This window comes from Calothrix sp. CBUCES-K 9914, assembly GCF_059640475.1.
In genome coordinates this window covers 24,747-44,994 of the sequence record NZ_JBXXZH010000049.1, presented here as the reverse complement: position 1 = coordinate 44,994, position 20,248 = coordinate 24,747, and the positions used below count along the sequence as shown (strand labels likewise).

Below are 20,248 nucleotides of genomic sequence, written 5' to 3'. Positions count from 1 at the left end.
TTTAGGGCGCATTCACCCAGCTAGTGCCTGCTCCAGCAGTTCTTAAATCTGGCGAAGGTATTGAAAAGGACAAATTATTTCTCAAAAATTAGCAAAATAAAAAGCAAAAGCCGAAGAAAAGATGAAGATTAATGAATTAAAATTCTCAGCACAAAAACAAAAGAAAGAAGCTCAAGAACTTAAAAAATTAGAAAAGGAACAATTAAAAGCTTAAAAGAGAAGTGAACGCGAAGAGAATAAAAACCAAAAAAATGCAACAAAAGGTTGAGAATATTTAATATGAAATTAATTGAAAACATTTTAACTATCCTTGAACAAGCAAAAAGCTCTGGAGCTATTGATTTTATAAATGACGTTGGTAAACATGTATGGGAATACTTCCAAAAAGATTATGATTTAGGCTATTCAGATGAACGTCCAGATATAATTGCTAAAGTATTACACACGATGAATGCAGGTGCGGCGCCAAATATTGCCTTAGTTGGAATGACCTCAGCAGGAAAATCTAGTTTAATCAATGCGCTGTTTGGTAAATCTATCTCGGAAGTTCAACGAACACCTGACACGACGAACTGTGTCCTTGTAGCCGAATTTCCTAGTGGCTTACGAATTTATGATACTCCAGGGCTTGCTGGCGATGAAGATTTAGGATATGAGAATATTACTCGGCTATTTTTAGAAATACCACAAGAAGAAGATGCTACACAGTTCTCTACTGTACCATTTCAGGAAAAACCACCTGAAATTATTAAGTTACCTACTAACCAATTGCCAAAGCTAGATGCTATTTTATTTTTAGTAGATATTTCGCGTACTCTTAATAAATATGAAAAGAGAGCTTTAAGAGGATTTTTTCTAGAGCTTAAAAATAAATTTGGAGAATACATTGTTGTTACTGGTACTCATCTTGACGAATTGAACAATCTTTCTATTCAGGAAAGTCAAGGTCAGTTAGACAGCTATAATAAGCTATTTGACAATGAATTAACAGCAGTTTCATCTATTTCTGGACAAGGATTATCTGAGCTAATTATCAAGCTATTCAGTATAATGCCTCAAAAAGTGTCTCCTGCAAAGCTTCAAGAGTCACTTATAAGCACTAGAAAACTGAGTAGACTTTCCTTTATTATTAAAGAGTCCAGTAACTTGCTCGCCGAAATTATACTTCTCAAAGGAAACCAGGTTAATGATATTAAAGCTGCATACTTATGGCTTTTCGCATTTATTTGTAAACACTACTCAGTTGATGAAAATACTTGGTCAAGCTGTAACGGTAATGCCTGGAAGATAGCTGATAAAGCCATAGAGGCTGGAAGAAAAGAGTATAAGTTTACTCGTTCTCCCAAAGATTTTTTAGAAAACTTACAAGCATTTTTAGGAAAAAGTTTTCAAACAAGCATAATTGAAACTAATGCTTTAGGAATCGATGGACTTAAAGAATTGCTACCAGGAATATATGAACTATTATATGCATTAAGTAATGTTACCCATCCTGAATACAGTTTTTTACAATTAGAAAAACTTCTTTGTTTAAAAGCTAATAAAATTGAAGAATTCGTACAACAAAATAAAGTAGAACAGCTTGCTTATCAGATTGGAAAAATACTGCATCAGCTTTTTGAAGAAGATAGTACAGATTCTCAAAATAACCAAAGGGAGCAAATTGGGTTAAGCGTGCTAGTTCACTTGGAAGAAATACAAGATAGAGTATATCGCAATGGAGAATTCGCTGGTACTCGTAACCCATATAGGTGCCTAGAAGGATTTCAGCTAAATGTTGTACCTCATATTCCTGGCTTAAGTATAAAGTACATGGCTCACTTGCAAGACAAAGGTGATGTACCTTGGGTAAGCGAGGGTGAATTTATTGGTACTCGTGGTGAGTGGCGACGGTTAGAAGGTTTTGCTATTGAGTTAACAGGAGTTGCAGCTCCTAACTACAAGATTTCTTACAAGTGTCGTATACAAGGTATAGGTGACTCTCGTACTTATTCAAATGGTCAGTTTTGTGGAAGTCGAGGAAAATCACAAACAATTGAAGGGATTCAAGTTTGGTTAGAAAAGAAGTAGAGTAATCATTAAATATCTAATATGCTTATTTTTTTTGTTCACGGAGTCAATACTCAACAAAGTACTTATGCTGATGTACTTATAAACAAGGTTAAAAAACAGCTACCAAACCCATCATATTTTTACTCAAGCTTTTGGGGAAACGAATTCAATAATAAAAAACATCAAATTATTGGGTATATTGAAGATGACCTTTCAAAAGCCTACGCAAAGCATAAAGAGTATAAAGGATGGCATGGTGATGTTTTTAGATATAAAAAACGAAGAAATGAGTTAATCAGTAATTTTTTAGGAGATTTTTTAATTTATCAAAATCAAGAACGTGGAAGAAGAATACGCCAGATTATTACTGAACAGTTCAATGGTTTTTTACGTGACCATGCCAATGAAACTGAAATTCACATAGTTGCTCATTCTTTAGGTGCTTTAATCCTTTGGGATTTGCTTTTCTCAGATAGTTTACATCTGGACGACCCAGCTTTTCTTTTTAGGGAAAAGCTCAACCAATTAAATTTAGCAAGCATTACAACATTAGGTTCTCCCCTCTTATTTGTAACACAGATGTTAGATATTGATTTCTCTGTAGTTAACCATTTTATTAAAAATTGTAATGTAAAACAAACTCAAAAGACTACACGAGCATACAAGCTACGATGGGTAAATATAATTCATTCCTCTGATTTGATTGCCTATCCTTTGAAAGCTGCTATAGAAAATCAAATTAGTGCTGAGTTATTATTTTGTGACCAGTATGTTTGGCAAGATGCAAATTCCACTGAGCATACATTAAGAAATTTAGGGCAATCTGATATGGCAATGGTCGCTGCGGCAGAAGATGCTCATTCTTCTTACTTGTATGATAATTTGGATGGCACTATTACATCACGGATTATTGCAGACAACTTGTTAGGAAATGCAGAAAAGCTTTTAGCCAGATGTATCAATCCAAAAAAATAATGATAATTATTCCACTGGCGCCACTTCGTACTACTGGTTAACATACTTTAATAGTACATATGATTTGAGCATGGAGCAAATGCCGCAAAATGGTACTACTGGTTAAATTAAACCTGTTTATCCAACAAATTTCGCTCCACTACTTTCTTCTGCTTAAACTGAGCAATAGAACGCTCTAAATGGGCAGCATTAGCCGGAGATTTAAGTAAATGTACCGTTTCTAACAAACTATTAAATACATCTAGAGACATCACTACAGTATCTGCTGCATCTCTTCTTGTGATGATAGTATAGTCGGCATCTTCCACTACTCGGTCTAAAACATCCTTGAGGTTATTTCTCGCTTCGCTAAAAGACACAACTTTCATCGGTTTCATACTTGTACAGGTTATTGTACAAGTATAACAGCCGCAAATATATCAAGCAATCCCTTCGGAGTATTTTTCATTCATAGGCGCCTAGGAATAAAAATTTGATTTGAGATACTCTAAATATTCCAATAAAAAAGGATGTAAATAATACATCCCATTTTAATGGTGCCAAAAAAGATAGTTTTTAAGTACACATTGAAAACGGCACCGTTTTATAAGTTATTTGTGCCGCGCTTTATTATGAGTATAGATACAGTAGAGTTTTAGCAGTTACGGAAAAATTAAAATATTTTTTTAATATCCGTTACATCTGTTGCCCTGCTAACATACTTGCATAGGGTGATTCGTGTAAGTGAGCTTTTCCTGCGGAACCGAAAAGCTGTATTTTTTCACTTATTACGGTTTGCATTGCGTTGATCGCATTTTGCATTAGGTCTACTAAGTCGGGACTTTTTGAGGTGCTTAAATCTTTTTTCAAGTTCTGTACATATGCTTGACGTATCTCTGTATTAACGTTAAATTTACATACACCCAATTCTATCGACTTGCTTATCATTTCTGGTGGTAAACCAGAGGCGCCATGCAATACTAATGGAATATCAATATTTTTGCGGATAAGAACTAGTCTGGGAAAATCAAGTCTTGGTTTGCTCTTATATTCTCCATGTACATTCCCGATAGTTACAGCCAAAAAATCAACTTTTGTAGCTGCTACAAATTCAACAGCTTGGTCTGGGTCGGTCATTAAAGCTTCTTTTTCTTCAACTGTCATTCCATCTTCGCTGCCGCTTATTCTACCAATTTCTGCTTCGACTGCAGCGCCACTCTGATGTGCTAATTCCGTCATTTGTTTAGTAAAAGCTAGGTTCTCTGTATACGGTAAAGGTGAACCGTCTGCCATTACAGATGTCATTCCTGCATTTAAAGCTTGTTGAATGGCGCCTATCGAGGTACTGTGGTCAAGGTGAACTGATATAGGTACTTTTGCTGTGCGTGCTGCTTCCATACATAATGTCACTAACGGGGTTCCACCATATTTGAGTGAACCAGGGTGAATTTGCAGCATTGCTGGACTTGATGAGGTTTCGGCAGCTTGAACTACCGCTTTAACCCCTTCCAGATTATATATGTTGAAGGCGCCGATTGCATAAACATTCCTGCGCGCGGTTTCGAGCAAATCCCTTGTTGAAGCAAGCATGTTATTTGCACTCTAGATATTTAAACGTTACTGCTATATTCCAACATATCAGGATAAAGCAAAAGTTTTAAGTTGAAAATAATTAAGTTTTTTTGTAATCTTATTTTGAGCTATATCAGTATATTGCCGCAGTATATATACAAGCATAATTTTTTTTAAAATTCCACTATTTACCTGATAAATTAAGTCGCTCAACAAATTTCAAAAGTCGTAACTACTCTACAAGTAGAATATCTATCACAGTTAGAGAAAGAAGTAATTATAGAAATGAATAAGGTTCGTACAAATCCACAGTCTTATATTCCAATAATGGAAGAGTACAAAAAGCGCTTTCAAGGAAATAAAGTTCAAATTGAAAAACGCAAGTTCATGCAGACGCAAGAAGGTATAGTGCTTGTTGATGAAGCTATGGTTAAGTAGGAAGGCGCAAAAAAACGGAAGTATGTAACGAAAAGTAAAGTTGCTCCAAAGCTTCTTTGCTCCTGCCTTCTGACTTCTGCCTCCTACCTTGTTATGCCCACCTACTTACACAACTGCTCAAGATATTGTTATGCAGCTAATTATCGATGATGGTGTACCAACGCGCGGACACCGAAAAAATATGTTCAACTCTGATTTCCAAGTAGCTGGAGTTGCATTTGGTAATCACTCTGTATACCGTGCTATATGTGATATCACTTACGCTGGTGGATTTGACGAAGCAAACACCCAAGCCAATAAATAAACAATGCATGGAAACAACTTAGTTTTATAGCACGTCAACACATTGTAACTAAATCAATCAGTATAACTTCTGTTGAGAGGTCATAAATGCATCGGTCAAATTGGTTGTTTCTTCCCATCGCTTTAATACTCACACTGGCGCCGCAATTTCTGTCTGACTCATCTTTGGCTAAGTCTACATCTCAAGAAGTATCTAACCCAACAGTCAAAGCAACTCCAATGATGTTAGCAAGCGCTAATTACCTATCATCATTAGAATCACAGGTAATTGCGGAAACAAACAAAGTACGAACAAACCCTAAGTCTTATATTCCAATTCTCCAAGATTACCGTAAGCGTTTTCAAGGTAATAAAGTCAAAATTGGCAACAATTCATTTTTAGCAACTCAGGAAGGAACCAAAGCAGTTGACGAAGCGCTAGCATTTTTGAAGTCACAACGTCCGATGGGTGCTTTGTCCCCATCTAGAGGAATGTCAAAAGGCGCCAAAGACCATGTTCTAGACCAAGGAGCAAAAGGCGCCATCGGTCATAATGGCAGCGATGGCAGTAGTCCCTTTTCTCGCATCAGTAGATATGGAAAGTGGCAAACTACCGCTGGCGAAAATATCAGCTACGGTCCTGCGACTGCCCAAGACATTGTTATGCAATTGATTATTGATGATGGTGTACCAGACAGAGGACATCGTAAAAATATCTTTAACCCTAATTTCAAAGTTGCTGGGGTAGGGTTTGGAAATCATGCTAAATACAGAAAGATGTGCGTAATTACTTATGCTGGTGGATTTAAAGATAAATAAGCTTTGACCAACACATATAACCAATTCATCGTAGAGACGTTACATGTAACGTCTCTACGGGTTTATTGTGTTTTCACTCGTAAATATTTACGGATGGTTTCCGAAAAGCTGCTGTTAGAAAGTGAAATTATCTACAATACATGTGTTCATTAGTAACAACACCAATGCGTCGGATATTTCCTTGGGTATTTACCCCTATCAGCTTACTCCTCTCCTCGTGTCAACTTGTGCTGCAACCTGATTTTCCCATTTCTATACAACCAAGTGATTCTGGTGTTCCTGCATCCGAAAGTGACTTATCGCGTTTGGAACAACAAGTTGTTGTAGAAATGAACAAAGCGCGAACTAACCCAGCTGCTTATGTCAAAATTTTAGAAAACTATAAAAAGCGCTTTGACGGTAAACGAGTTAAACTTTCACCTCATTTGTATCTTCAAACTCAAGAAGGTGTTCCTGCTGTTGACGAAGCTATTCAATACCTTAAAAAAGTTACCCCCGTACCTGCTTTAAATGTATCGAAGGGTTTATCACTTGCCGCGCGTGACCATGTTCTAGACCAAGGAAGTAAAGGTTTAACAGGTCATTCAGGAAGTGATGGCAGTAACCCTTTTCAACGGATGCAACGCTATGGAAGTTGGCAACGTATAGCTGGAGAGAACATTAGTTACGGTTCTCCTACAGCGCAAGATATTGTCATGCAATTAATTATTGATGATGGAGTACCCGACCGAGGTCATAGAACTAATATATTTAACCCCGAATTCAAATTAGCAGGAGTCGCTTTTGGTATTCACTCTACCTACAGACAAATGTGTGTAATTGATTATGCGGGTGGATATGTAAATAAAATTAGTTGATATTCCAAAATGCCCTAATACATACATTTTCATCATAGTAAAGACAATTTAAGCCTCGCGCGCTTCAGTGATTGGTTAGATACAAACGGTTTTGTATCGGCTGATACCAATAAGTTGATAAAGCTATCTGAGTGGAATGGCGATATATTTGGCGATTTAACTACAGTTAGCCCTATTCTCCCAATTTATAATATTGTAAGATGTAATTTATGGCGTTGCAGCTTCAGCTAAATCATTCGGCAAATTTGTTTTCATTTTAATCCAACTTGTCAAAAGTGGTAACTGCCGAGCAAACCAAATTGATTCCAAAAGGCAAATAATACCACTGGCAATTACCGTATTTGGGGCGCCGATATATTGTGCTAAACTACCAGCGAGCAAACTACTCAAAGGTAGCGTACCAATTATAGATAGAGAATAAAGGCTCATCACTCGACCCCGCTTATCGTCTTCAACTAAGGTTTGGACGATAGTGTTACCGCAAGACACTATAAGCATTCCGGCGCCACCTATTATGACTAGAATTAGTAACGAAAGCCAAACTTGTCTAGATATTGCAAAAGCAATTAAGCCAATTCCACTTATAGCAGGACATAATGCCATTAACTTTTCTAAACCCAACACTCGCCGACGCAAGCTAAGATAAAAACAGCCAATAACTGAACCTACAGAACCTGCTGCACTCAAAAAGCCCATTGTATCCCCACCACCTTTAAGAATGTTAGATGCAAAGATGGGAAATAAGGCCATATGGACAGTACCAACTAAACCATTTAACGCTAAAAGTAACAAAATGGCACGAATTGGCACGACATTATATATATAACTAAATCCTTCTTGTAATTTTTGCCAAGTGTTGCTTCCAGATGTAGAAATATGAGAAGGAGTTGGTCGTAATCTCATTGAAATAAGCGTGAATAATGCCACAACGTAACTTAAACTATCGTAAAGAAAGCAATAGTTGGCGCCTAAAGAAGCAAGTAATAAACCTCCAATAGCAGGTCCAATTAACATAGAGCTACTGAGCATGGCAGAATAAAGGGCGATAGCGTTGTTTAAATGGTCACGGTTATCGACTGTTTCAATTACAATCGCATACCTCACAGGCATATCTAGACCTTTTAGAAATCCTCCCCAAATACTGAAAATCATTAGCACCCAAAAATTTGCCAATCCTAAAAACGAAAGTGTCGTTAAAGTTAAAGAAGCGACTGTTCCTAGCACTTGCACCAGTATCAATAAATCGCGCTTACTCCAACGGTCACTCAAAACCCCTGAAAACGGCGCCAGAACTAATGTCGGTAAAAATTGTAGAAACCCGTTTAAACCAAGCAACCAAGCAGAACCCGTCAAGGTATAAATTAACCAGGAAATCGTTACCTGCGTCATAAACGTGCCTGACAGTGACAGCGTTTGTCCACCAAAGAAGAGTCTAAAGTTACGCGACTGGAATGCAGGTAGATGTAAATATATATTATTTTTTAGCCAGCCCCTCAATTGTATATGCCTCCCTGATAAATAATACTGTTATTTTAGTATTATATTATACTTTTTTCTCTTCAGCACTGATAACGGTTCTTATTTAGGTATTGTAGGGTGCGTGAAAGTCATTACAAATATAAAATGAAACGTAACGTCAGTGCTTTCACGCACCATAAACAAGTGAAAATATAAAATAAAACTAAAGCAATCACATCACACCTGCAAACAATCGCATTCCCCAATTGGGTGAATCCTTGAATGAATAAAGTAATTAATTTTTTGTCGTTTGCTGCAATTGAATAAAGGAAATAGACGTATCTTGTGTAGGCAGCAATATTCTAAAATGCAAATTCGGGGCTGAAGTTATCAGAATGCGTTAAATCCGATACAAAAGCATGATATATAGGTACTCATTTACGGCAATACTCTTGTGGTTCCTTCATGTTGTCTCCAATAGTTCCTGGGGGTGTGATGTTACAGAAGGCGCCTAACTTATATCTTGCACCTACACCCTAGAAGGGTGAGACTATACGAACAAAGCCTGCATACGCAGGCTAAAAAGGCTATTTTTTCGTGTTATTGATAAAAATTTATGTTTATTGTAAATAAATAAATTAAGTATTAATACGTTGGTGCAAGATGTGAGCCTAAGTACATGCTGAAGACATGTTTATAGTACTTTTATAGTACTTATAGAGCGCGTAACTTAACTGGCGCCATATTTTATATGCTTTAAGAGTATTTTATTAAACAGTAATACTCCGTACAAGTACGCTGATTACTTCACCTGGACTACTAGGTAAAAGTGGACTCCATTCATTTACATCAGCTTATCCCAATTGATGTAGAACTTGAATGGTAATTGTAACCGTGCGTTGCGAACCAGTAAGAGTATGTCTAATTTTTTCATATTCTGGCGCCGTGTTGTTTGTAGGTGTTGCTAATTCCCTTGCGAGTCTTTTCTGTATTGATGAAAGCTTTAACTGTGTGTGCATTTATTGATTGTGCCTTCAGGACTTGTTGCCTTATACAAATTTACAGTGGGTAAGAAGTTGTGCTCGTGAAAGTGAACCAACTTAATATATATTAATATATTTTTACAAATTTTATGATAAAAAAAATTAAAATAGATTTAATAAAAAAATTAGGTTATGAGCAATGTCTTATAGTGATTTTAAAGACTTAGATAGTCTGAGAACTTTGGGAATTACAACGATTGAATCAGTACAAAACTTAATAATTTCTGAACCAATTGAACCTAGCTCTTTTTTGATTGAAGCGTTAAAGAGATTCACACCCTTAGCGACTGCTATTAATACAGAAAAAGCGCGCTCAGAATATATAATTGCCCCAATTTTAAGTGAGATTGCTTATATTAACTCTCAGATAAGTTTATTTTCGGGTCGTAATTTTAATGTGGATGCGAGTAGAGGATTAACAGGATTTTGTGATTTTATTCTTACTCACAATCCAGATAAACTGGTAATTAAAGCACCAGTAGTAGTAATTGTAGAAGCAAAAAACGAAAATATTAACGATGGACTTGCACAGTGTATCGCCGAAATGTATGCTGCACAAATAGTTAATCAAAAAAACTTGGAAGAAAATATTAAAACTGTTTACGGTACTGTCACAACTGGACAAGTATGGAGATTTCTTTCAATGGATAAAAATCAGCAAGTAAAAGTTGACCTGAATGAGCGTTATTTAACTCCTTTGAATGAGCTTTTGGGAATTTTAGTTGCAATTACATCAATTTCTGACAGCATTTCGGGTGTTATTGTTTGATGTTGGAGAATTTTTATCTTGTGGAGTGGGCATCCTTGCCCGCCTCTTATATAAAGTTATATGGGACGGGCGAGGATGCCCATCCCACAATTGCAGGTCAATATAATTTTTGAAAGTTTTTTAGCAGAACACTGTACTAATCTTGCTTAACTCAAACCAAGTGCGGTCGCCAACTACACCATCAACAGTCAAGCCAGTATTTTTTTGTAACTGTCTTACAGCTTTCTCTAAACGGTTGCCAAAGTCACCATCAATGGCGCCAACTTCATAACCACCAATTGATAGTCTTTGTTGAACTGCTTTAACTAAGTCTCCTTTGCTGCCTTTCTGTAAACTAGGCATATCTACAGGGGCGCCTTTGAACAATGAACGCCAAGTTCTATCACCAACAATACCGTCTTGTACTAAAAACATCCGTGCTTGGAATAGTTTAACTGCGGCTGTAGTTTTGGCACCAAAGTTACCATCAATTACTTCTTCTCCTGGGAATACACAGGCGCCGGAACTGTTAAGTGTTACGTAAGCATTATATTTTAGTAAGAGTTTTTGTAATTCTTTAACTGCCTCACCCTTGGAACCTTCTTTTAGAACCGGTTTTTGAAGTTGAGCGGTTGTCCTAAATGTGTCTGTCATAATTTTTTCCTGTGTGAATTGTTATCTAAGTAATTCATCACGGCGCTTCCCTAGGATTACGTACTTTGTTTGGTACACAACAGGGTACTATTTCTTAAACGGACATGATATAACATTCGACGACTACAGGCGCCAGTTTGCTTGATAATATCGCTACACACCGTCTTTTAATTCTGCGTCAGGTTTGAAATTAACAGGACTTTTGAGTAATGTGGTAGGTTAGAGTCACAAACGCGGAGGGGTGACTAATTTCTTGTGGCTAAAGATCGTTTTCATGAAGTTGTTAAAAAAGCCCTAATCAAAGATGGGTGGAATATAACTCACGATATATTAGAAATTAAGGTAGGTGGTGTTGATATGGAAATTGACTTAGGAGCGGAACGGTTACTAGCAGCAGAACGGGGAACTGAGAAAATTGCGGTTGAAATTAAAAGTTTCTTAGCTAGCACATCGACAATTTCACAATTTCACATGGCGATGGGGCAATTTATTAACTATCGAGCAGCGCTGCGTCGTGAAGATGCTGACCGTATTCTTTATTTAGCAGTTCCTGATATAACTTATAACACCTTCTTTCAACTTGATTTTCCTGCCTCAATGATACAAGAAAATTCTATAAAACTAGTTACTTACAATATTAAAAATGAGGAGATTGTTCAATGGATAAATTAACACATTATCAGCAAATAGTACAAGAACTACTGATAAGTTATGCTCAAACTAAGCCTGCTTATGGTGAATTTGAAGTTGAAACTATTTTCGATACGCAACGAAATCATTATCAAATCGTACATTTTGGTTGGCATCATCAACGATGGATCCATCATTGTATAATACATTTAGATATCCGGAATGAAAAGGTATGGATTTTTAATAATTCAACAGAGCATGATATCGCCGCTGATTTAGTTGAGTTAGGTGTGCCGAAACAAGATATTGTATTAGGATTTTATCCTCCTTATATGCGGGAAATGAGTGATTATGCGGTGATGTAAGCAAAGACTACCTGCGTAGGCTAAAATTTTAGCCCACGAAGATTTAATTAGTTTGCTTCGCCAATCAGCGTAAAAGCAGCCCAATCACTAGGTTGAGGATGTGTTTTCATAGTATTTAACATTGCTTTTCTCAAGGCTATAGCTTTATCTGGGTTTTGTTGTAAATTGCGGTAAAAATCTGTCATTAAAAGCTTACTGCTTTCATCAGCTATTTTCCATAAAGTAACAATCACACTGGGAGTTCCAGCAGTAATTAACGAGCGCGATAAACCAATGACACCATCACCAGTCAATTTACCAACTCCTGTGTCACAAGCACTTAAAACAATTAATTCTGCACCAAGTTTTAAATCTAAAATTTCACCAGATGTTAATAAGCCATTGTCTTTACCATCAGAAGCGAGAACTACGGCGCCGGGAACACCAAGATTTTTGATATCATCAATTAAGCCGTGGGTTGCAAGGTGAATTATGCGTGCGCTCGCCATTTTTTGTAATACAAGAGCTTTTGTTGCTTGTTTAGTAAGAATGGGTTGAGTATTTAAAATTGTCGCAATTTCAGTTGCTTCTTTTTCAGCACCTGGGAGAGGAGATAAGCCAAATTGGTTAATAACATCCGGTGAAATTGTAGGATTGCCAACAATTAAGGCGCTTTTACCTGTTACTTTCTGCTTTTGTTTTTGGGTTAAACCTAAAACTTGAATTGCTGGGGATGTTAAAATTGTGTGTTTTTCGATTAAGAATTTATTGTTAGAGTCGAGTAATGCGGGGAAGGGAACTAGAAATAGAGAATCTTGAGGGATGAAGATAACTTTCTCATTCTCGTTTGTGGGTAATAGGTCAGCGATGGGTTTAATTAATAGCTCATGAAGTCGTTTAAGATTTTTTTCGGCTGTTGATATATTATCAGGATTATAAGTTACTTTAATACCTCGACCTCTCGCACCAATTGATGAGCGACTTTTAGTTACTAGTTGCGCGAGTTCTGTGTTTTCTTTTTGCCATAATGGCTTGAGGTCGGATTTGCGGAAAGTAACTTCTCCTGTTGGTTTGATTACCCAAGTATAAAGTTCTGATTCTTTTGCTCTAGATTTGCCTTCAATTTTGAAGTCACCAACTAGTCTGGAATATTCTACGAAAGTAGCATTTTGCGATTTAGCAATTTGCTTGATTTGCTCAATATTTGGGGGAGTAGATAATTGTTCGTTGAGATTATTTGATAATTTAGATGCTAGTAACTCAATAAAAGCCCTAGCTCGACCACGTTCTGCTATTTCTAATGCTGTATCAGTTTTATTTTGAACAATGAGGACTTGTTGTAATGTGTTGTACGTATTGCGTTGCGTTTCAAACATTGATATTTTCTCCTTATCTTTTAATCTGCCTCGTAGAGATTCTTTTACTTTCATGGATTTAAAGAGGGTACTTTCTGCTAACTGGAAGTTTCCGATTTTGTAGTAAGTATGTCCTAGATTATCTAGTGCCATGCCTTCTCCATCACGGTCTTTTATTTCTTGGGCGATTTTTAGATGCTGCATTTGGTATTCAATGGCTTTGGAGTAGTCTCCCAAACTAGCGTAGGAAAAACCGAGAACACCCAGTATAGTACCCTCCCTGTTACGGTCTTTTATTTGTTGAGCGATTTTCAAAGATTGCAGGTGATATTTAATGGCTTTGGTGTCGTCGCCCATAAACGAATACGTAATACCAAGATTAAACAGTGCAGAACCCTTGTTTGTAGGGTTTTCCATTTGTTGGGCGATTTTTAGACATTGTAGGTGGTACTGAATGGCTTTTTGATAGTCTTCCAAAGCTCGGTAAACATTACCAAGATTACTCAGTGCATTATCCTCCTCTTGATAGTATTTCATTTCTTGGGCAATTTTCAAAGATTGTAAATGGTACTCAATGGCTTTCGAGTAGTCTCCCATATTTTTGTATGAAGTACCGAGATTATCCAACGCAGTAGCTTCCCCTTTACGGTCTTTCATTTCTTGGGCAATTTTCAAAGATTGTAAATAGTACTGAATGGCTTTGGGGTCGTCTCCCAAATATGAGTAGGCAGCAGCGAGACCACTCAATGTAATACTCTCATCTGTAGAGTCTTTTATTTCTTGGACTATTTTTAAAGCCCGTTGAAAGTATTCAATGGCTTCTGGGTAGTCTCCCATAGTGAAATAGACTATACCAAGACTATTTAGTGCATTACTCTCCCATTTACGGTTTTTTATTTCTTGGGTAATTTTCAAAAATTGCAAATTGTAGTCAATTGCTTTGGGGTAGTCTCCCAAACTACGATAGGTAGCACCGATACTAACCAATGCAAAACCCTCCAGTTGACGTTCTTTTGTTTCTCGGTAAATATCGAGCGCTTGCTGCAAAGATTTTAATGCTGCGTTAAATTGACTTGTTTCATACTGCTTGATACCTTGCTGTAATAATTTATCTGCTTCTGCTTTCTTTCCATCAGTACTTTGCGCTAATACTCGTGACGGTAGAAAATGAGTAGAGAGGAGCGAATAGGGAATAAACGGCTGAGAAAGGGTAATCAAAAAGAATATAAAACCAATGTAGATGAGTCTGTATAAGCTATTTTGAGGTCGAGTTATAAATTTTTTAATGCAGCGCAATACCGTATTGACTTGTTTTAATAAGGCTTTGAGATTTTTGTTCATTTAATTAATCCCTCTTCTTAAAATCAACGTTCACTCTTTACTCTGTATACCTGGTAACGGGTTACATCTGCAAGAATACTGTTATTTTTTTGATGACCTACCCATATGGGATGAACTTTTTATTAGTTCTATTACAAACAAAATCAATGAAAGTATTAGTAATTAACAAACGTGGACAACAATGCTAATAGGCGCCAAGCTTTTTAAGTATCTAAGTATGTAAATAGTTATACAAAATAGGTGCGTAATCTAAGTGTTGGCGCCTGTGATGAGGAGATAAAACCAGTACTCTTGGCGCCAAAATAAAGTAAATCTTAAAGCAAACCAATAGATCTATAATCAACGCTAAGATAAAATGACAAGTATATTTACTATTACAAACGCAGATGAAACACTGATACAAAAAATTACCACAGAAGCAAAACGAAGATACGACCAACGCAAGCGAGTCGGTCAAATTAAATGGTTAATAACAATGTTAGGTAATTCTTACTGAAGACTTTACTTGGAGTCAGGAATTACTTGAATTAATCCAGTTTGAAAGGCTACATCATAAGTGATAACAGGCAAATTTTCAATTTCAGCAGTAGCCATAATCATACGGTCAAAGGGGTCTCGATGTTCAATTGGTAAACTTCCTGCTCTAAGTGCATGAGCTGTAGTGATGGGGAGTTCAATAAATTTAGCCTGCTCCAATATTTGTGAATATTCCTCAACAAGTTGTTTTGCTTCGGGTAATTTACCAATACGGTATTTAGTAGCAATCTCCCAAGCCGAAACACTGCTCAAAATAATACTATTATCCGGGTTAGCGATAATTTCTCGGCTATCAGTTCCTAGTCTTGGGTCATCAAAAAGCCACCATAAAAAAACGTGCGTGTCTAGAAGATAGCTCATTCCCATTGCTGAAGTTCCTCTTCTGGCAGTGGTTCAAAGAAAGCATCACCGAGTTGTCCTTTCAATAAACCAGGGGTACGGGGTTGTTTCTGCTCCTGACCTAAACCTAATCGAAAGTAATGAATCAGGTCATAAATTTGTGCTAGTTTATCTTCGGGGATATCTTGCAGTTCTTGGACAATCTTTTCAATCAGCATAAGTCCAAATATTGTTAAGCGCTTACGGTATTATAGCGCTACACGGCGCCTTTCCACATGTTTAAGCGCGTGACTGCCGATAAAGTATCGTTCATTAGTACTTACACATACTAAAATCGAAGTTCGTTTCAAGGTAGACGCCTTCTTCACGCTTGATATATCTTAAATTTGTATACTGGAACAGGCGCTTGGTAAAATTTCAAGTCAACGGTTTACGGATATTGGTAAGCGTACATCAGACACTCTTCGTACTATCTGACGTAAAAAAGCATCTTGCACGCTCACAAATTCCCCACCTGGAACGTGTGCTATCCGCTAATGACATTGCACAAGTTGCGCGTGCAGAGAGAGGAGAGGCGCCTGCAATTTAATAGCAGGACTGTGGTCGGGAACTGCAATTGCTCATATGTAAGGGTGTTTAAATCGCGGTTCTCGTGAGTGGGCATATAAATTTTTGTGGCACCTCCCCAACCCCTCCCCGACATTGGAGAGGGGTTTTAAATTTTATGGTATTGGTAATAGGGAAACATGAGCAGATACAACTTTCCACCCATTAGAGAACTTATACCATGTTTGACTTTGGCGCCCGAAGCGCTCTGCACCATTCATAATACGACGAAACTCTAATGTTACAGTTGCCGTATCGTTACCAAAGGTGACGACTTTGAGATTTAACATTTCTCGTTCTATTTTCGGGTTTGGTCGCTCTGCACGAAACTTACGAATTTCTTCGCTACCGTAGAGGTTTTCTGTAAGACCAAAGCGTACAACTTCTGGTGCATCCCAAAATAGGTTATCCATCACCTCTATATTATTACTACAGAGTGCTTCTTCGTACTTCAGATATAAGGCTGTCACTTCAGCTACCACAGTCGGGTCATTTATTACGGTCATTATTATTACCTCCGACAAACAGATGAGTTTTTAACAATTTAACGCGCGAGTAATACAAAATGCTTAAAAAAAAGCATGTTTTGCTAAAAATTCAAGCATTACTTTTATCACAGCATCTGCTGCTTCAATTAAAAAACCGTGACCAGAGCATTCAATAACAATAAGTTCAGCATCATTGATACCATTAGCCAGTTGCTCAGAAAATGCTACAGGAGTAAGAATATCTTCCTTCCCAACCACAACTAATGTTGGACAATAAATATTGCTGATACGCTCACTTGTATCGTTATTAAGAATAGCTCGACTTTGATGATAAATTCCGTGGAGTGCTGGTAAAAATGGATAGCATTCAATAATAGTAATAATATCTTCAATGCGTCCATTTGAGTAAAAATCTTTTGTATACATCCAAGGTAGTAAAGTTTTCTGATAAATTCTTGCTTCCAAATGATTAGATAAGTCACCAAACATTTCAATTAGCGAATTAAACTTAGCATCACCTTTTGCCCAAGATGAAAGCAGTATTAAACTTTTTACTTTTTCGGGGTGTACTAAAGCTAATTCTTGGGCAATCTGTCCACCCATTGAATGACCTGCTACATGTACTTTGGTAATTCCCAGATAATCTAGTAGTTTTGCTGTATCATCAGCCATTTGCTTAATACTATATGGACTATCCGGCGCCGAACTTTTTCCTACCCCTCGGTTATCTAAAAGAATCACTTGGTAATTATTTACAAGTGCTGGTACAACTGCCGACCAGTAAGAGCTATCACAATCAAATCCAGCAATTAATATTAAGGGTGTACCCGTTCCCTTGATGTTGTAAAACAAATCAATCCCGTTGACATTAATTTTTGGCATAATTATGACCTTTACAGTTTTAAAAAATGTAGTAAATATCAAATTATATTAAAATTATATTAAAATTATATTAAATATTTAACAAAATGTATCGAAAAATTAATATTTATGCGCTAGTTTGCTCGATGTCAAATTGCTATTTACTGCGCGCGCAAATGGGAACAATCAATTTTCAATATAATTTTGGGAATTTTCTACAGAATCCAACTCATAAAAGCCGCCAAATTGATTCGTATTTGTAGCACTTAACTATAGTGCTTGGATATGGGAAGTTGAATTGTGCCCGCTCGATTGAGACGTTTCGATTAATACATGGAACAATAAGTTAATATATTAGCCTTCTAACTTATCTTGTATGCCTTTACGTTCGTTTCATTATGCCTGGGTTGTTGCTTTTCTTACCTTTCTTGCCTTGCTAGTTACTGCCGGAATCCGTGCAGCCCCTGGTGTTTTCATGGTTCCCTTGGAGCAGGAGTTTGGTTGGTCGAGAGCAACAATTTCTCTGGCTATATCAATTAACTTAGTCCTCTATGGTTTAATCGGACCGTTTGCGGCAACGGTGTATGAGCAAATTGGTATTCGACGCACGATGGTATTTGCCTTAACATTTCTTGGTATTGGCGTTAGTTTGACTACATTAATATCACAACCTTGGCAATTAGTCTTTTTATGGGGTGTTGTTGTAGGTTGTGGAACAGGAGTAGTTGCTTTGGTACTAGGTGCCATTGTAGCAAATCGCTGGTTTGTAGAACGCCGAGGTTTAGTAGTTGGCATTCTCACAGCTAGTACAGCAACGGGACAATTGGTATTTTTACCATTACTTGCTTCAATTGTGGAACGATTTGGCTGGCGCAACGCGGCGTTAACAATTGCGGGAGCAACGTTTATAATTATTCCGCTGATTGCCCTGTTAATGCGTAATCAACCGTCTCAAATCGGTTTGCGACCCTTTGGTAATAATATCAACGAAGCCTTAGAAGAAGTACCACAGTCCCAAGATAATCCGATTAAGAGTACTTTAAATGCGTTGCGATTGGGAATGCGTGAGCCGGACTTTTGGTTATTAGCTGGTAGCTTTTTTGTCTGTGGTGCCAGTACAAATGGGTTAATTGGGACACATTTGATCCCAGCTTGCATTGATCATGGAATTCCAGAAGTTAAAGCAGCCAGTTTGCTTGCTGTTATGGGTATATTTGACTTTGTAGGGACAACAGCATCGGGTTGGTTAAGCGACCGTTGGAACAATCGCTACTTGCTATGCGGGTATTATGCGCTGCGGGGACTATCTTTGATTTTCTTGCCCTTTAGTTTTGCTTCGTTTCATGGACTCTCTCTTTTTGCTATATTCTACGGTTTAGATTGGATTGCTACTGTACCTCCAACGGTACGGTTGACAACGCAAGTGTTTGGCGCCCGAAAAGCAGGGGTAATGTTTGGTTGGATTGTAGCGGCTCATCAAATTGGTGCAGCAATAGCAACTCTGAGCGCTGGCGCCTTACGAACAGAATTAGGAACTTACTTACACGCATTTATCCTATCTGGAGCGTTATGCATCATCACAGCGGTACTTGTACTTCGCATCAACCAAAATTCAAATTCAAGAAAAATCATAACCTTTTAATGGCGCTCTTGTAGGATAGCCGTCCTCGCCTGTCCCTGTGCTACGAAGTATCCACGGCAAGAAAGAATTTCGCTAACATAGAGTTTCTGCTTTCCCTGACTTCATATTATACGCAGCACATGGACTATAATTTAGAACAGTTTGCCAGTGATAACTATTCTGGCATTTGCCCGGAAGCATTAGAATATACACTACTAGCAAACCAGGGTAGCGCTCCTGCTTATGGAAACGACGAATGGACTTCCAAAGCTTCAGATAGTTTTCGAGAGTTGTTTGAAATTGATTGCGAAGTTTTCTTTGTATTTAATGGCACTGCTGCTAATTCATTGTCACTAGCAGCATTGTGTCAATCTTACCATAGTGTGATTTGTCATGAAAATGCCCATATCGAAACTAGTGAATGTGGCGCCCCTGAATTTACGTCGAATGGTTCTAAGCTTTTGCTGGCTAAAGGTGCAAATGGTAAATTAACCACAGAATCTATAGAAGCTTTATTATTGGGAAAGCGCGCGGATATTCATTATCCCAAACGAAAAGTAATTAGTTTGACTCAAGCTACTGAATTAGGCACTTTATATTCTATTGATGAACTAGCTGCAATTCATTCTTTGGCACAAAAACACGACTTAAGAATTCATATGGACGGCGCCCGCTTTGCAAATGCGGTAGTTGCTCTGAATAAAAGTCCTGCTGAAATTACCTGGAAAGTTGGGGTAGACGTGTTGTGTTTCTGCGGCACTAAAAACGGTATGGCGTTGGGAGAAGCAATTATTTTCTTTAACAAAGAGTTAGCAGAAGATTTTGCTTATCGTTGTAAACAAGCAGGGCAGCTTGCATCTAAAATGCGATTTATTTCGGCGCCTTGGCTTGGCTTGTTAGAAACAGGTGCATGGCTCAAAAACGCACGTCAAGCAAATCAATGTGCTGAGTATTTAGAAAATGAATTGCTCAAAATAGAAGGCGTTGAGATAATGTTTCCTAGAGAAGTGAATGCTGTTTACGTAAAGTTACCAGAAAATGTAGTTGCCAGCTTACGAGAAAAAAACTGGTTATTTTACAGCTTTCTTGGCGTTGGTGGAATACGGTTAATGTGTTCTTGGAATACAACTCAGGCAAGAATAGATGAATTAATTAGCGATATAAAAGAAGTAATTGCTCAAGATATTAATTCTGTAAACTTTGTGAAAGTATAAAAATTAGGTGCGTTACACTTGATGTAACATACCTA

General features: G+C 37.5%; 21 protein-coding genes and 1 pseudogene. 12 read left to right on the top strand and 10 right to left on the bottom strand.

Annotated features, from left to right (window positions below; all coding sequences use genetic code 11):
- The first annotated feature begins 279 nt into the window (after nt 1-279).
- A complete protein-coding gene (locus tag AC2JBO_RS13900; RefSeq protein WP_496954246.1) occupies nt 280-2,070 on the top strand; it encodes a GTPase in 1,791 nt (596 codons plus the stop codon).
- 21 nt (nt 2,071-2,091) lie between these two features.
- On the top strand, nt 2,092-3,027 hold the full coding sequence (locus AC2JBO_RS13895) for a hypothetical protein (RefSeq protein ID WP_496954245.1): 936 nt from the start codon (nt 2,092-2,094) through the stop codon (nt 3,025-3,027).
- A 107-nt stretch (nt 3,028-3,134) separates the two neighbouring features.
- On the opposite strand, the gene AC2JBO_RS13890 is transcribed toward AC2JBO_RS13895, so the two are convergent.
- Both AC2JBO_RS13890 and AC2JBO_RS13885 read right to left on the bottom strand, forming a co-directional pair.
- Nucleotides 3,135-3,395: a type II toxin-antitoxin system Phd/YefM family antitoxin gene (locus tag AC2JBO_RS13890; protein ID WP_496954244.1), complete on the bottom strand. Its 261-nt coding sequence runs from the start codon at nt 3,393-3,395 to the stop codon at nt 3,135-3,137.
- A 307-nt stretch (nt 3,396-3,702) separates the two neighbouring features.
- Nucleotides 3,703-4,596: a class II fructose-bisphosphate aldolase gene (locus tag AC2JBO_RS13885; protein WP_496954243.1), complete on the bottom strand. Its 894-nt coding sequence runs from the start codon at nt 4,594-4,596 to the stop codon at nt 3,703-3,705.
- A 267-nt stretch (nt 4,597-4,863) separates the two neighbouring features.
- On the opposite strand from AC2JBO_RS13885, the gene AC2JBO_RS13880 reads away from it, so the two are divergent.
- The 4 genes and pseudogenes from AC2JBO_RS13880 (at nt 4,864) to AC2JBO_RS13865 (ending at nt 6,974) form a co-directional block, all read left to right on the top strand.
- The gene (locus AC2JBO_RS13880) at nt 4,864-5,016 is read left to right on the top strand and encodes a hypothetical protein (RefSeq protein WP_496954242.1); all 153 of its coding nucleotides are present in this window, start codon (nt 4,864-4,866) and stop codon (nt 5,014-5,016) included.
- A 106-nt stretch (nt 5,017-5,122) separates the two neighbouring features.
- A pseudogene (locus tag AC2JBO_RS13875) lies at nt 5,123-5,320 on the top strand (CAP domain-containing protein); the annotation flags it as partial.
- Nucleotides 5,321-5,406: 86 nt separating this feature from the next.
- Nucleotides 5,407-6,117 (top strand): CAP domain-containing protein, encoded by a 711-nt coding sequence (locus AC2JBO_RS13870; protein ID WP_496954241.1) that lies wholly within the window; start codon nt 5,407-5,409, stop codon nt 6,115-6,117.
- A 164-nt stretch (nt 6,118-6,281) separates the two neighbouring features.
- Nucleotides 6,282-6,974 carry a CAP domain-containing protein gene (locus AC2JBO_RS13865; RefSeq protein WP_496954240.1) on the top strand — a complete coding sequence of 231 codons (693 nt, stop codon included), beginning with the start codon at nt 6,282-6,284 and terminating at the stop codon, nt 6,972-6,974.
- A gap of 207 nt (nt 6,975-7,181) precedes the next feature.
- Here the strand turns inward: AC2JBO_RS13865 and AC2JBO_RS13860 are convergent, their stop codons facing one another.
- Nucleotides 7,182-8,471 (bottom strand): MFS transporter, encoded by a 1,290-nt coding sequence (locus AC2JBO_RS13860; RefSeq protein ID WP_496954239.1) that lies wholly within the window; start codon nt 8,469-8,471, stop codon nt 7,182-7,184.
- An 815-nt stretch (nt 8,472-9,286) separates the two neighbouring features.
- Nucleotides 9,287-9,451, bottom strand: coding sequence for a hypothetical protein (locus AC2JBO_RS13855; protein ID WP_496954238.1), 165 nt, complete (start codon nt 9,449-9,451; stop codon nt 9,287-9,289).
- Nucleotides 9,452-9,614: 163 nt separating this feature from the next.
- Between AC2JBO_RS13855 and AC2JBO_RS13850 the strand changes: the two genes are divergently transcribed.
- On the top strand, nt 9,615-10,244 hold the full coding sequence (locus tag AC2JBO_RS13850) for a hypothetical protein (protein ID WP_496954237.1): 630 nt from the start codon (nt 9,615-9,617) through the stop codon (nt 10,242-10,244).
- Between the two features lie 120 nt (nt 10,245-10,364).
- Here AC2JBO_RS13850 and AC2JBO_RS13845 read toward each other — a convergent pair whose 3' ends face one another.
- On the bottom strand, nt 10,365-10,877 hold the full coding sequence (locus AC2JBO_RS13845; RefSeq protein WP_496954236.1) for a peptidoglycan-binding domain-containing protein: 513 nt from the start codon (nt 10,875-10,877) through the stop codon (nt 10,365-10,367).
- A 255-nt stretch (nt 10,878-11,132) separates the two neighbouring features.
- Between AC2JBO_RS13845 and AC2JBO_RS13840 the strand changes: the two genes are divergently transcribed.
- Both AC2JBO_RS13840 and AC2JBO_RS13835 read left to right on the top strand, forming a co-directional pair.
- Nucleotides 11,133-11,549, top strand: a complete 417-nt coding sequence (locus tag AC2JBO_RS13840) for an element excision factor XisH family protein (protein ID WP_496954235.1) — start codon at nt 11,133-11,135, stop codon at nt 11,547-11,549.
- Nucleotides 11,537-11,872, top strand: coding sequence for a XisI protein (locus tag AC2JBO_RS13835; RefSeq protein ID WP_496954234.1), 336 nt, complete (start codon nt 11,537-11,539; stop codon nt 11,870-11,872). The genes AC2JBO_RS13840 and AC2JBO_RS13835 overlap by 13 nt, the downstream gene beginning before the upstream one ends.
- A 47-nt stretch (nt 11,873-11,919) precedes the next feature.
- Here the strand turns inward: AC2JBO_RS13835 and AC2JBO_RS13830 are convergent, their stop codons facing one another.
- Entirely contained in the window at nt 11,920-14,547 is a 2,628-nt protein-coding gene (locus tag AC2JBO_RS13830) for a CHAT domain-containing protein (protein ID WP_496954233.1), read from the bottom strand.
- 355 nt (nt 14,548-14,902) lie between these two features.
- Here AC2JBO_RS13830 and AC2JBO_RS13825 point away from each other — a divergent pair, with 355 nt between their 5' ends.
- Nucleotides 14,903-15,043 (top strand): carboxysome distribution maintenance protein McdB, encoded by a 141-nt coding sequence (locus tag AC2JBO_RS13825; RefSeq protein ID WP_496954232.1) that lies wholly within the window; start codon nt 14,903-14,905, stop codon nt 15,041-15,043.
- Between the two features lie 5 nt (nt 15,044-15,048).
- Here the strand turns inward: AC2JBO_RS13825 and AC2JBO_RS13820 are convergent, their stop codons facing one another.
- From AC2JBO_RS13820 to AC2JBO_RS13805, 4 genes are all read right to left on the bottom strand, one after another.
- Nucleotides 15,049-15,444 carry a type II toxin-antitoxin system VapC family toxin gene (locus AC2JBO_RS13820; RefSeq protein ID WP_496954231.1) on the bottom strand — a complete coding sequence of 132 codons (396 nt, stop codon included), beginning with the start codon at nt 15,442-15,444 and terminating at the stop codon, nt 15,049-15,051.
- Nucleotides 15,441-15,641 carry a hypothetical protein gene (locus AC2JBO_RS13815; protein WP_224180307.1) on the bottom strand — a complete coding sequence of 67 codons (201 nt, stop codon included), beginning with the start codon at nt 15,639-15,641 and terminating at the stop codon, nt 15,441-15,443. The genes AC2JBO_RS13820 and AC2JBO_RS13815 overlap by 4 nt, the downstream gene beginning before the upstream one ends.
- A gap of 504 nt (nt 15,642-16,145) precedes the next feature.
- A complete protein-coding gene (gene hpxZ / locus AC2JBO_RS13810) occupies nt 16,146-16,535 on the bottom strand; it encodes an oxalurate catabolism protein HpxZ (protein WP_496954230.1) in 390 nt (129 codons plus the stop codon).
- Nucleotides 16,536-16,598: 63 nt separating this feature from the next.
- The gene (locus tag AC2JBO_RS13805) at nt 16,599-17,399 is read right to left on the bottom strand and encodes an alpha/beta fold hydrolase (protein WP_496954229.1); all 801 of its coding nucleotides are present in this window, start codon (nt 17,397-17,399) and stop codon (nt 16,599-16,601) included.
- Nucleotides 17,400-17,754: 355 nt separating this feature from the next.
- Here AC2JBO_RS13805 and AC2JBO_RS13800 point away from each other — a divergent pair, with 355 nt between their 5' ends.
- Nucleotides 17,755-19,020: an MFS transporter gene (locus AC2JBO_RS13800; RefSeq protein ID WP_496954228.1), complete on the top strand. Its 1,266-nt coding sequence runs from the start codon at nt 17,755-17,757 to the stop codon at nt 19,018-19,020.
- A 119-nt stretch (nt 19,021-19,139) separates the two neighbouring features.
- Nucleotides 19,140-20,213, top strand: coding sequence for a threonine aldolase family protein (locus AC2JBO_RS13795; protein WP_496954227.1), 1,074 nt, complete (start codon nt 19,140-19,142; stop codon nt 20,211-20,213).
- Nucleotides 20,214-20,248 lie beyond the last annotated feature (35 nt).